The sequence below is a fragment of the Streptococcus zalophi genome (assembly GCF_016481285.1).
GTDB lineage: Bacteria > Bacillota > Bacilli > Lactobacillales > Streptococcaceae > Streptococcus > Streptococcus zalophi.
This window is the reverse complement of the sequence record NZ_JAENBP010000001.1, coordinates 249,001-261,432: the sequence shown is the minus strand read 5'-3', so window position 1 is coordinate 261,432 and position 12,432 is coordinate 249,001. Positions and strand designations below refer to the sequence as shown.

Genomic DNA, 12,432 nt, shown 5'->3' with positions numbered 1-12,432 from the left:
TCCTCAATTCATGATAAACTAGTATAGATAAATGAATTAGGTGACGGTATGGAAAATACAATTTGGGACATTTTAAATATTATCGGAACGGTGGCATTTGCTTTTTCAGGTGCCATCGTTGCTATGGAAGAGGATTTTGACATTCTAGGCGTTTTTATCCTTGGTTTTTTAACAGCGTTTGGTGGTGGAACGATTAGAAATCTAATGATTGGTCTACCAATGAGCGCTTTATGGAGTCAAGGAACTGCTTTTAACTACGCCCTAGGTGCCATTATTCTCATTCTTTTTTTCCCAAATCTTATTTCAATGCACTGGAAGAGAGCAGGTGTTTTCACCGATGCCGTTGGCTTAGCAGCCTTTAGTATTCAGGGTGCTTTATTTGCTAAAGATTTAGGGCAACCACTTAGCGCTGTCATTGTTGCAGCTGTTTTAACAGGGGCTGGTGGAGGTGTTGTTCGTGATGTCTTAGCAGGTAGAAAACCAGGAGTGCTAAGAAGTGAAATTTATGCTGGTTGGTCTATTTTAGCAGCCGTTATGATTCATTTTAAGATTGTCAATAATGACTCAGGCTACTATGCATTGGTGCTATTGATTATTATTTTAAGAATGATTGGGTACAAGAAAAACTGGCATCTACCAAAAGTGAATTGGAATAATACTAAGGAGTAAGAAAAGATGATTAAATTAATCGCTATCGATTTAGATGGCACTTTATTAACAGATGACCATAAAATACCAAAAGAAAACATTGAAGCTATTCATAAAGCTGTTCAAAAAGGCATTAAAATAGTGATTTCAACTGGTAGACCAATATCCGGAGTAAAACCAATTTTCGAGCAATTAGGATTGACTGAAAAAGAATTTGTCATCATCAATAATGGTTCATCTACCTATGAAACAAGTCAGTGGCAATTGATAAATTTTTTTAACCTGACAGATGAGGAAATAACGTCTCTTTATCAATTGGTTGAAAATGAAAAAGACATTCAATTAACCATTTTTGATGAAGATGGTCATTATTTTGTTTTAGCAGAAAATCCTTTACCGGTTGTGACGTTTGATGCTAATGTTGTTTTTGTTAAGCCAGCGCCAATTACCTTGGAGCAACTATTAAAACGTCAAAAAATTAATTTTCAAGGAATGTATTTGGCAGAACCTGCTGTGCTAGATGATTTCCAAAAAAATTATGAATCAGATTTATCATCTCGTTTTAGCACCGTTCGAAGTCAAAATTATATCTTTGAAACCCTGCCAAAAGGAGCTACCAAGGCTTCAGCCTTAATCAAACTCATTAAAGAATTAAACATTACTAAAGAAGAAGTCATGGCTATAGGTGATGGTAATAATGATATTGAAATGCTTGAGATAGCAGGTATCAGTGTTGCTATGGGAAATGCCGGTGAGGCGGTTAAAAAAGCTGCTAAATATCAAACTGACACAAACAATCATAATGGTTTAGCTAAAGCGATTGATAAACATATTTTGAAGTAAACATATCTGTGTTTACTTTTTTAATTGAAAAAACCTTTTTGACTAAACGAGTCAAAAAGGTTGAGGTGTTTGAAAGATTACGGCATTAAGGGTAGGCCAATAGCAGCCATTTCTTCTGCAGGTGTAATCATGCCATCATTAATCCAGTTGGCTAGTACAGAAATGATTGCTGTACTAAAAAAAGAAGTTGAATAGGTCGAGATTTTTTTGCGACGATATTTTTGATAAGCTCTAAAACGTCTGGCAACTAAATCCGTTAAAAAATGGTGTAACTGATGTTTCAAAGCGATTTTTAATACGTAGGCTTCTTTTTTTGCTTCAGTAAAAAGATATAACCAAGCTTGATAGGTTTGTGTTTTGAGATTAAAAGGCTTAACCCCACGAAAAATCTTTCTAACAGTTCGCGTAATAAGATTTTTTAAAATATCTTCTTTTGAGTTGAAATGTCGATAAAAAGCATTTCTAGAAACGCCTGCTTTTGCCACTAATTCAGAAATAGTAACTTGTTGGATAGTTTTATTTTCAAGGAGAGATAATAGAGCTATCTCGATAGATTCTTTAGTAATTTTTTTAGATTCTTGATTGGCTATTTCTAAATTTTTAATAGAGATGGGAGAAACACCTTTTTTTGCCATAACAACTCCTTTTAAATTGTGACATCTGATAAAAAAACAGTCCTATTATTACCGCTTTCATGATATAATTTTATGTGAAGATAGGTATTTTGTCAACTAACTAAACACAATTATGATTGGAGAAATGATATGACTTGGAAAATTGTAACAGACTCAGGAAGTGATTTTAGGAATTTGCCAAACTTAGCTCCTGATACTAGTTTTGAATTAGTTCCACTAAGTTTAACAATAGGAGATCGTGTTTTTGTCGATTCAAAAGACCTTGATGTTGAAGAAATGATGACAACTATGTATTCTGAAAATTCAGCAGCACTTTCAGCCTGTCCAAGTCCAGAAGCCTTTAAAAATTCTTATAAGGACTCTAATAATGTTATTGTCGTTACAATAACTGGAGCATTATCAGGTAGTAATAATAGTGCACAAGTGGCTAAAAAAATGTTATTAGAAGAAAATCCTAATATTAATATTCATGTTTTTGATTCTTTATCTGCAGGTGGTGAAATGGATTTATTTCTTCTTGAAGCTAACAGACTGATTAAACAAGGTCTAACTTTTGAAGAGGTTATTGCCCAGTTAGAAATCTATCTCACAAAAACACGTTTATTATTTATTTTATCCAAAGTAGATAATCTAGTGAAAAATGGGCGTCTCAATAAATTAATTGGAACCGTTGTTGGTTTGTTAAATATTCGAATGGTTGGAAGAGCCAGTGAAGAAGGGAAATTAGAATTACTTCACAAGCCTAGAGGACAAAAAAAAGCAGTGGTTGCTACTTTTGAAGAAATGTTGAAATCAGGTTATAATGGTGGTCGTGTGATGATTGCCCACTCTAATAATTTAAAAATTTGTCAACAATTAGAAGAAAAGATTAAAAATAAATTCCCTCAAGCAGATTTTAAAACTCTACCAGCGTCTGGATTATGCAGTTTTTATGCAGAAGAAGGTGGTATTCTTCTGGGATATGAAGTAGAATAAAATAAAAATCAGGTGGTTCATATAGAGCTACCTGATTTTTGTTTATTCCACTGTTGGTGTCACTAAAGATTGATTATAAGCATTGATATTTGCAATCACGACATCTAATCGTGCTTGTAATTCAGCTTTTTTAGTGGCATCAGTTAAAGTATTAATAGCATTTTGGGCTAAATCAACATTAGCTTGAACTTGATAAGCTTCAGCATTAGCAAGAGCTGTCTCAGCATTAGCTTGATTTGTGAGTTCACTGGTGATGGCATCGATGCTAGTTTGTAGTTCTTGTTTTTTAGTGTCATCATTTATCATATCAATAGCTATTTGAGCAGCATTTCTTGTTTCGTCAGTAGGATTTTGTTGATAAGCAGTTGTTTTTTCTTGAGCGATTGCTATTAATTCATCTTCTTGATTATCTTCAGTTGTTGTGGTTTCAGTACTTGTTTCAATCTGAGTGGTTTGATTGTTATCAAGATTAGCAACTGGATTAGTTCTACCAAAGGCGATATAAATAAAACCGGCAAAGGCAATAACAATAATACTAAGAATCAAATAAACCAATTCATTTTTTGATGTTTTCATAATTTATCCTTCTAAAATCAATATATCTATTCTATTATAGTTCAATTTTCTTAAAAAACCAAGTGTTTTCAATATATTTTCACTAAATTAAAAAAAAGAAAAAAAGACTTGTTTGTTTACTAACATTGTTTTAAAATGGAAGTATCGGGTATTCGATAATTTATAGTAATGAGGACAAAAATGTGTCGGTAAATTGGCAAACTATTGCATTTGATTTTTTTGGTGGACTAGGTTTATTCTTATTTAGTATTAAATATATGGGAGATGGTCTACAACAAGCTGCAGGGGACAGACTTCGTGATTATATTGATAAATATACTAGTAATCCATTTTTAGGTGTCCTAATTGGTATTGTGTTCACGGGTCTTATCCAATCAAGTTCTGGTGTTACTGCCATTACAGTAGGTTTAGTTTCTGCTGGTCTATTAACCCTCAGACAAGCTATCGGTATTGTTATGGGAGCCAATATTGGAACAACGGTAACATCTTTTTTAATCGGTTTTAAATTAGGGGATTATGGGCTTCCTATCTTATTTATAGGAGCTGTTTTATTCTTATTTATTAAAAATCGCAAAATTAATAATCTCGGGAAAATTCTTTTTGGTTTAGGTGGTTTATTTTTTGCCCTTCATTTGATGGGGGATGCAATGATGCCTTTAAGAGAAATTCAAGCCTTCAGAGACTATATGGTAACACTTGGTGATAATCCTTTACAAGGTGTTCTTCTTGGAACAGGATTAACTGTTTTAATCCAATCCTCTTCAGCTACTATTGGTATCTTACAAAGTCTTTATGCAGGAGGCTTATTGGATTTAAATGGTGCTCTTCCTATTCTTTTTGGAGATAATATTGGCACAACCATTACGGCAGTCTTGGCAGCTCTTAGTGGTAACATTTCCGCTAAACGCGTTGCTGGAGCCCATGTCATGTTTAATGTTGTAGGAACCTTGGTTTGTGTCATGTTACTAGCACCGTTTACCTCACTTGTTGCATGGTTTCAAGCAAGCCTTGGCTTAACCCCTGAGATGACAATTGCTTTTGCGCATGGAACTTTTAATATTACAAATACGGTTGTTCAATTTCCTTTTATTGGTCTATTGGCTTATATTGTTACTAAAATTATTCCAGGTGAGGATGAGGTGATTAGATACGACGCCATTTATCTTGATAAGCTTTTGATTACTCAATCTCCTTCAATTGCTTTAGGAAATGCTAGAAAAGAATTGGTTCATTTGAGTGCTTATGCTATTCAATCCTTTGAGGCAGCTTTTAGATATATTATGACTGCTGATGAAAAATATGTTGAAAAAGTGAATAAGTATGAAATGGTTGTTAATAGTATTGATGAAGAATTAACTCACTATTTAATTCAATTATCAAACGAGACACTAAGTGAAAATGAAAATGAAATTTTAGCTAGTATCCTTGACTCTTCGAGAGATTTGGAAAGAATTGGAGATCATGCGGTTAACTTAACCAATCTTTCTAGTTATAATTTTTCAAAACACATAACTTTTTCACCAGATGCCATTCAAGAATTAGAGGATCTTTATAAAATGACTCATGGAATGATTTTAGATGCTTCTCGTGTGATTGCTGACCATGATGTTGAATTAGCTAAAGAACTTCAAGAACGGCACAAGGAAGTTCAACGTTTTGAACGTCAAATTAGAAAAGCTCATATTAAACGAATGAATATGGGAATATGCACACCACTAGCAGGAATTAACTTTATTGATTTAATTACACCATGTACCAGAATTACTGACCATGCTTTAAACCTGTCAGATAAAGTTTTAGAAAATCAATTGTAATATTCTTAAAAAGAAGGCTTCTCCTTCTTTTTTTGTGAAATCAATCATCTTTTTGGTATATACCGTTTACAAAAATGATAAGAAGGAGTATAATGTAAGCAAAGAAGGAAAGGTATATTTAAAATGATGAAATATTTTAAAGCAGATAGTTTCTTTTATCCCTATGAGGAAAAAAAAGGAGGCTATTTAACTGTTGTTGATGGCAAATTTGGTGATTGGGTAGCTGATGTTCCTGCCGATGCAGAAGTAGTTGATTATTCAGGCTATAGCATTGCTCCTGGTCTTTTTGATTCTCATGTTCATGGTTATCATGGCTCAGATGTGATGGACAATACACCTGAAAGCATTGAGACTATCAGTAAAGGGTTATTGTCAGCTGGTGTTACAAGCTTTTTACCAACCACATTAACAGCTTCTTTTGAAGAATTAGACGATGTGTGTAAAACCATTGCTTCAGTTAAAAATAATGTCTCAGGTAGTAAAATTAGAGGTATCTACTTTGAAGGTCCTTTCTTCACTGAAAAATTTAAAGGGGCTCAAAATCCGTCTTATATGAGAGATCCTAAAATTGAAGAATTTGACCAATGGTATGAAAGTTCAGAAGGACTGTTACATAAAATTGCGATTGCACCAGAAAGAGATGGTGTAGAAGAATTTGTCTCTCATGTTGTTTCAAAAGGCGCTATTGTTTCTTTAGGCCATTCTGATGCTACTTATGAAGATGCCCTTCATGCTGTTCAAGCTGGTGCCAGTGTTTGGGTTCATGCTTATAATGGTATGAGAGCTCTTAATCACCGTGAACCTGGTATGGTAGGTGCTGTTTATGGAATTCCAAATACCTATGCTGAGTTAATCTGTGATGGTTACCATGTATCTCCAGAAGCTTGTCGCATCTTACTAGACCAAAAAGGTCCTGATCACGTTGCACTTATTACAGACTGTATGCGTGCGGGTGGTATGCCAGATGGAGACTATATTTTAGGAGAATTTCCAGTTATTGTTGAAAATGGAACAGCTCGCTTAAAAGATAGTGGTAGTCTTGCAGGATCTATTTTGAAACTTGATGATGGGGTCAAAAATGTTGTAGATTGGGGTCTAGCTAATCGTTTAGAAGCAGTTCGTATGGCAACTTTCATTCCTGCCGTATCATGTCATTTAGAAGACAAATGTGGTCAGATTAAGAAAGGTCATGATGCTGACTTTATCATTTTAAACCAAGACATGACATTAAAAGCAACCTATCTAGATGGTGAAAAAGTATTTGAAAATTAAGAAGTAAATGCAATTTTCATAAAGTCTTCTACAGGATAGACAAGCCTCTAAAATTGTGTTAAAATGAGCATTAGAGAAAGCAAATATCAAATTCTTTTCTAAGCGAATCTGGGAGGGTGTAAGCCAGATAAAAGTAATGATTGAGGCACTTTCTTGTTTAACATAGTAAAAACATATTAACGAAGTCAAAAAATAGGGTGGAACCGCGTTTCTTACGCCCCTTTACATGATTGTAAAGGATAAGGAATGTGGTTTTACTCTATTTTTATAGCAAAAAGGAGAAAAAATGGCTAAAAAATTAACCTTTCAAGAAATTATCTTAACGCTACAACAATTCTGGCATCAACAAGGGTGTTTACTCATGCAGGCCTATGACAATGAAAAAGGTGCTGGAACCATGAGTCCTTACACTTTCTTGCGTGCTATTGGGCCAGAACCTTGGAATGCTGCTTATGTAGAACCAAGTAGACGACCAGCGGATGGTCGTTATGGCGAAAATCCTAACCGTCTTTACCAACATCACCAATTTCAAGTGGTTATGAAACCTAGTCCAAGTAATATTCAAGAACTTTATCTTCAAAGTCTAGAACTTCTAGGGATTAACCCTCTTGAGCATGATATTCGTTTTGTGGAAGATAACTGGGAAAATCCATCAACTGGATCAGCCGGACTCGGCTGGGAAGTTTGGTTAGATGGTATGGAAATTACTCAATTTACTTATTTCCAACAAGTTGGTGGTCTTGCTACTAATCCAGTTACTGCTGAAGTGACTTATGGATTAGAACGTTTAGCATCATATATCCAGGAAGTCACTTCTGTTTATGATATTGAATGGGCTGATGGTGTCAAATACGGCGAAATTTTCAAGCAACCAGAATATGAACATTCTAAATATAGTTTTGAAGTGAGTGATCAAGAGTTATTATTAACTAACTTTGATAAATTTGAAAAGGAAGCCAAACGTTGTATAGAGGACTCCTTAGTTCATCCCGCTTATGACTATGTTTTAAAATGTTCTCATACGTTTAATCTTTTAGATGCTAGAGGAGCTGTTTCTGTGACAGAGCGAGCAGGTTACATTGCACGTATCAGAAATTTAGCGCGTGAAGTGGCAAAAACGTTTGTTGCAGAGCGTAAACGTCTAGGTTATCCTCTTTTGGATGATGACACAAGACAAGCATTACTTGCTAAGGAGGACAAATAGAGATGACAAAGAATTTATTAATTGAATTGGGTTTAGAAGAGATGCCTGCCTATGTTGTCACACCAAGCATGAAGCAATTGCGTGATAAAATGGGTCAATTTTTAAAAGAAGAACGATTAAGTTTTGATAAAATTGAAATGTTTTCAACGCCAAGACGTTTAGCGGTTAGAGTTGTTAACCTAGCTGATTATCAAACTGATCTGGTTGAAGAATTTAAAGGACCTGCCAAACAAATTGCTCTAGATGAAAAGGGTGCCTTTACAAAAGCAGCTCAAGGTTTTGTTAGAGGAAAGGGTCTAACAGTTGACGATATTACTTTTCGTGATATCAAAGGCACAGAATATGTTTATGTCACCAAAAAAGAAGCAGGAAAACCAGCTAGAGAAGTGTTAAAAGCTATTCCTGATCTTCTTAAAAGTTTGACTTTTCCAGTTAGTATGCACTGGGCATCAAACCGTTTTGACTTTATTCGTCCCGTTCATACCTTGATTGTTTTATTAAACGATGAGATGTTAGAAATGGACTTTCTTGATATCACAAGTAACAGAATTAGTCGTGGGCATCGCTTCCTAGGAAAAGAAGTTGCCATTACATCAGTTGATAGCTATGAAGATGATTTGAGAAAAGAATTTGTTATTACCAACAGTGTGGAACGTGAAAGCATGATTGTTGAACAAATCAAAACGATTGAAAAAGAAAAAAATGTGGTGGTTGAGATTGATGAAAAATTACTCAATGAAGTGCTTAATCTAGTAGAATACCCAACAGCCTTCATGGGAAGCTTTGATGTTAAATATCTTGATATCCCAGAAGAAGTTCTGATTACCTCAATGAAATCACATCAACGCTATTTTGTTGTAAGAGATCAAAACGGTCAGCTCTTACCACACTTTATCTCGGTACGTAATGGTAATGACAAAGGACTTCAAAACGTCGTTCAAGGAAATGAGAAGGTCTTGTTGGCTCGTTTAGAAGATGGTGAATTTTTCTGGCGTGAAGACCAAAAATTAAAGATTGATGACTTGGTAGAAAAATTAAAACAAGTCACTTTCCATGAAAAAATTGGTTCTCTTTACGAGCACATGGAAAGGGTTGAAAAAATTGCTAATCTTATTGGACGTCAATTGCATCTATCAAGCGATGACTTAGAAAATCTTAATCGTGCTAGCAAAATCTACAAATTTGATTTATTAACCGGCATGGTTGGTGAATTTGATGAATTGCAAGGAATTATGGGTGAAAAATATGCTCTTCTTGCCGGTGAAAAACTTGATGTAGCAACAGCTATTCGAGAACACTATATGCCAATTAGTGCTGAAGGGGAATTACCAGATAGTCTAGTAGGTGCCCTTCTTGCTATTTCAGATAAATTAGACACTCTTTTATCATTTTTCAGTGTTGATCTTATTCCAAGTGGCTCTAACGATCCGTATGCGCTTAGACGAGCAACTCAAGGAATCGTTCGTATCTTGGATAAATTTGGCTGGTCTCTTTCTTTAGAAGAATTGATTACTAGTGTCTATCAATTAGATGTCACTCCTTTTAACTATACGAATCAGTCAGAAGTGATGAGCTTTATCTTGGCTAGAATAGAAAAAATGATGGGTTCTGATATTTCTAAAGATATTATAGAAGCTGTTTTATCAAGTTCCACTTCCGTTGTTCGCACCCTTCTTGAAACCAGTCTAGCTATTTCTGAAAAAGCAAGACAAGATGATTTTAAAACATCCGTAGAAAGCTTATCACGTGTCTTTAATCTAGCAGACAAAGCCAATAGCGACAAGGTTGATGAGTCTTTGTTTGAAAATTCTTTTGAAGAAAAATTATACCAGGTCACCAAATCATTAGATTTAGCTGCTGATATGTCAGACAATTTGGATAACCTATTTGCTTTAAGTCCAGTGATTGATGCTTTCTTTGACAACACAATGGTTATGGTAGACAATCAAGCATTAAAAGACAATCGTTTAGCGATTTTAGCACAGTTAAGAAATAAAGCTAACCAAGTCGCTGCTTTCAATAAAATTAATACCAAATAGGGAGGTCTTATGAAGCAAGAAAAAATTGATCGCATCAATGAATTAGCTAAAAAGAAAAAAAAGCAAGGCCTCACCCCAGAAGAAAAAGTAGAACAAGCAGCTCTTAGAAAAGAATATATTGAAGGCTATCGTCGTACTATTAAACATCATATTGAAGGTTTAAAATTAGTTGATGAAAAAGGAAATGATGTGACACCAGAAAAATTAAAAGAGATTCAACGAAAAAAAGGCTTGCATGGTCGCAAATAAAAAGTTATATTCTTTAAAAGCCACTAATTAGTGGCTTTTATTAGTTACCTAACGCTAGTTTTGTGCTATAATGAAAGAGATAAAAAATAGAGAGAGGTCACAACATGACATTTGACAATATCGATCAGTTGGCAGTTAATACGATTCGTACCCTATCAATTGATGCTATCCAAAAAGCTAATTCTGGTCACCCAGGTCTTCCAATGGGAGCGGCTCCGATGGCTTATGTGCTTTGGAATCATTTCTTAAAGGTAAATCCAAAAACTAGTCGTAAGTGGACAAACAGAGACCGTTTTGTTTTATCTGCTGGTCACGGTAGTGCTATGCTTTATAGTTTGTTACATTTAGCGGGTTACCAATTAAGCATTGAAGACCTAAAAAATTTCCGTCAATGGGGATCAAAAACACCAGGACATCCAGAAGTTAATCACACTGATGGTGTTGAAGCAACAACTGGTCCATTAGGTCAAGGTATTGCAAATGCTGTTGGTATGGCTATGGCTGAAGCTCATTTGGCTGCTAAATTTAATAAACCAGGGTTTGATATTGTTGACCATTATACCTACGCTCTTAATGGTGATGGCGATTTGATGGAAGGTGTCAGTCAAGAAGCTGTTAGTCTAGCTGGACACTTAAAATTAGGAAAATTAATCTTGTTTTATGATTCTAATGATATCTCCCTTGATGGCCCTACTTCAAAAGCCTTTACAGAAGATGTTAAGAGACGTTTTGAAGCCTATGGTTGGCAACATCTTCTTGTGACAGAAGGTAATGATTTAGACGCTATCAGTGAAGCGATTAAACAAGCACAAGCTGAAAGCAATAAACCAACCATCATTGAAGTCAAAACTGTTATTGGCTATGGTGCTCAAAAACAAGGAACCAGCGCCGTTCATGGGGCACCACTTGGTAAAGACGGTGTGAGCTTTGCAAAATCAACTTATGAATGGGATTATCCAGAATTTACAGTTCCAAAAGAAGTGACAGAACGTTTCCAAACTGGTTTAGGACATAGAGGAGAAGAAGCGGAAAACTCATGGAATGACCTTTTTGCACGTTATGAAAAAGAATATCCAGAATTGGCTAAAGAATACCAACGAGCTTTCTCAGATTTACCAATTGAAGTGACATTAGAAGATTATGACTTAGAGGCTAACCTTGCTAGCCGTGTCACTAGTCAAAAAGCTATTCAACAGATTGCTGAACAAGTGCCATCATTATGGGGTGGATCTGCTGACCTTTCAGCGTCTAATAACACAATGATTGCTAACGATACAGACTTCCAAGCAGATAACTATCAAGGACGAAACATCTGGTTTGGTGTGCGTGAATTTGCTATGGCCGCTGCTATGAATGGGATTGCTCTTCATGGTGGTACACGTGTTTATGGTGGGACTTTCTTTGTATTTGCTAATTATCTTTTACCAGCTGTTCGTATGGCTGCCTTACAAGAATTACCAACTGTTTATGTGATGACACATGATTCTATCGCTGTTGGTGAAGACGGTCCAACACATGAACCAATTGAACAACTAGCAAGTGTTCGCTCAACGCCTAATCTAAATGTTATTCGTCCAGCTGATGGTAATGAAGTTAATGCAGCTTGGGCGCGTGCCTTAGCTGAAACGAAGCGACCAACAATGCTTGTTTTAACACGTCAAAACCTTCCAACCCTTGAAGGAACAAAAGAATTAGCAAAAGCTGGTGTTGATAAAGGTGCTTACATTTTATCTAAAGAAAAAGGAAATCTTGATGGTATTTTGATTGCAACAGGAAGTGAAGTGAAATTAGCTCTTGAAGCACAAAAAGAACTAGAAGAAAAAGGTATCTTTGTTCGTGTAGTATCAATGCCATCACAAAATATTTTTGATGAACAAGATAAAGACTATCAAGAAAGTATCTTACCGTCACACATTACCAAACGTTTAGCTATTGAAGCAGCAACAAGTTATGGTTGGGCTAAATATGTTGGTTTATCAGGAAAAACACTAACCATTGACACTTGGGGAGCTTCAGCACCAGGAAATCTAGTGTTGGAAGAGTATGGTTTTACCGTTGAAAACGTCTTAAACCATTATCATAGCTTATAAAAATGAAACACTAACCTTCATTATCTCTTTTTTAAGAGCTAGTGAAGGTTTTTTATAGAAAAAGTAACCGACGATTTTCTTTAAATC

The 12,432-nt window shown here is 35.3% G+C and carries 11 protein-coding genes; 9 read left to right on the top strand and 2 right to left on the bottom strand.

All coding sequences use genetic code 11. The features are described from left to right. The first annotated feature begins 48 nt into the window (after positions 1-48). Together JHK64_RS01160 and JHK64_RS01155 are read left to right on the top strand one after the other, a co-directional pair. Entirely contained in the window at positions 49-669 is a 621-nt protein-coding gene (locus tag JHK64_RS01160; protein ID WP_199567165.1) for a trimeric intracellular cation channel family protein, read from the top strand. A gap of 6 nt (positions 670-675) precedes the next feature. Further along, positions 676-1,491, top strand: a complete 816-nt coding sequence (locus JHK64_RS01155) for a Cof-type HAD-IIB family hydrolase (protein ID WP_199567164.1) — start codon at positions 676-678, stop codon at positions 1,489-1,491. A 77-nt stretch (positions 1,492-1,568) separates the two neighbouring features. Here JHK64_RS01155 and JHK64_RS01150 read toward each other — a convergent pair whose 3' ends face one another. Further along, complete coding sequence (locus JHK64_RS01150; protein ID WP_199567163.1) at positions 1,569-2,126, bottom strand: TetR/AcrR family transcriptional regulator; 558 nt, start codon at positions 2,124-2,126, stop codon at positions 1,569-1,571. Between the two features lie 129 nt (positions 2,127-2,255). Here JHK64_RS01150 and JHK64_RS01145 point away from each other — a divergent pair, with 129 nt between their 5' ends. Next, complete coding sequence (locus JHK64_RS01145; RefSeq protein WP_199567162.1) at positions 2,256-3,101, top strand: DegV family protein; 846 nt, start codon at positions 2,256-2,258, stop codon at positions 3,099-3,101. Between the two features lie 42 nt (positions 3,102-3,143). Here JHK64_RS01145 and JHK64_RS01140 read toward each other — a convergent pair whose 3' ends face one another. Next, the gene (locus JHK64_RS01140) at positions 3,144-3,677 is read right to left on the bottom strand and encodes a peptidase (protein ID WP_199567161.1); all 534 of its coding nucleotides are present in this window, start codon (positions 3,675-3,677) and stop codon (positions 3,144-3,146) included. A gap of 182 nt (positions 3,678-3,859) precedes the next feature. Between JHK64_RS01140 and JHK64_RS01135 the strand changes: the two genes are divergently transcribed. From JHK64_RS01135 to tkt, 6 genes are all read left to right on the top strand, one after another. After that, the gene (locus JHK64_RS01135) at positions 3,860-5,491 is read left to right on the top strand and encodes a Na/Pi cotransporter family protein (RefSeq protein ID WP_199567160.1); all 1,632 of its coding nucleotides are present in this window, start codon (positions 3,860-3,862) and stop codon (positions 5,489-5,491) included. A gap of 123 nt (positions 5,492-5,614) precedes the next feature. Continuing rightward, on the top strand, positions 5,615-6,763 hold the full coding sequence (gene nagA, locus JHK64_RS01130; RefSeq protein ID WP_199567159.1) for an N-acetylglucosamine-6-phosphate deacetylase: 1,149 nt from the start codon (positions 5,615-5,617) through the stop codon (positions 6,761-6,763). 286 nt (positions 6,764-7,049) lie between these two features. After that, on the top strand, positions 7,050-7,967 hold the full coding sequence (gene glyQ, locus JHK64_RS01125) for a glycine--tRNA ligase subunit alpha (protein ID WP_199567158.1): 918 nt from the start codon (positions 7,050-7,052) through the stop codon (positions 7,965-7,967). 2 nt (positions 7,968-7,969) lie between these two features. Continuing rightward, positions 7,970-10,006, top strand: coding sequence for a glycine--tRNA ligase subunit beta (gene glyS / locus JHK64_RS01120; protein ID WP_199567157.1), 2,037 nt, complete (start codon positions 7,970-7,972; stop codon positions 10,004-10,006). A 9-nt stretch (positions 10,007-10,015) separates the two neighbouring features. Then, the gene (locus JHK64_RS01115) at positions 10,016-10,255 is read left to right on the top strand and encodes a DUF896 family protein (protein WP_199567156.1); all 240 of its coding nucleotides are present in this window, start codon (positions 10,016-10,018) and stop codon (positions 10,253-10,255) included. 104 nt (positions 10,256-10,359) lie between these two features. Next, positions 10,360-12,345, top strand: coding sequence for a transketolase (gene tkt / locus JHK64_RS01110; RefSeq protein ID WP_199567155.1), 1,986 nt, complete (start codon positions 10,360-10,362; stop codon positions 12,343-12,345). The last annotated feature ends 87 nt before the right edge of the window (positions 12,346-12,432 follow it).

Excerpts from the sequence above, each read along its gene's own strand:
- JHK64_RS01160 (WP_199567165.1), top strand. The coding sequence starts at position 49 with ATGGAAAATACAATTTGGGACATTTTAAATATTATCGGAACGGTGGCA.
- JHK64_RS01155 (WP_199567164.1), top strand. The coding sequence starts at position 676 with ATGATTAAATTAATCGCTATCGATTTAGATGGCACTTTATTAACAGAT.
- JHK64_RS01150 (WP_199567163.1), bottom strand. The coding sequence starts at position 2,126 with ATGGCAAAAAAAGGTGTTTCTCCCATCTCTATTAAAAATTTAGAAATA.
- JHK64_RS01145 (WP_199567162.1), top strand. The coding sequence starts at position 2,256 with ATGACTTGGAAAATTGTAACAGACTCAGGAAGTGATTTTAGGAATTTG.
- JHK64_RS01140 (WP_199567161.1), bottom strand. The coding sequence starts at position 3,677 with ATGAAAACATCAAAAAATGAATTGGTTTATTTGATTCTTAGTATTATT.
- nagA (WP_199567159.1), top strand. The coding sequence starts at position 5,615 with ATGATGAAATATTTTAAAGCAGATAGTTTCTTTTATCCCTATGAGGAA.
- glyQ (WP_199567158.1), top strand. The coding sequence starts at position 7,050 with ATGGCTAAAAAATTAACCTTTCAAGAAATTATCTTAACGCTACAACAA.
- glyS (WP_199567157.1), top strand. The coding sequence starts at position 7,970 with ATGACAAAGAATTTATTAATTGAATTGGGTTTAGAAGAGATGCCTGCC.
- JHK64_RS01115 (WP_199567156.1), top strand. The coding sequence starts at position 10,016 with ATGAAGCAAGAAAAAATTGATCGCATCAATGAATTAGCTAAAAAGAAA.
- tkt (WP_199567155.1), top strand. The coding sequence starts at position 10,360 with ATGACATTTGACAATATCGATCAGTTGGCAGTTAATACGATTCGTACC.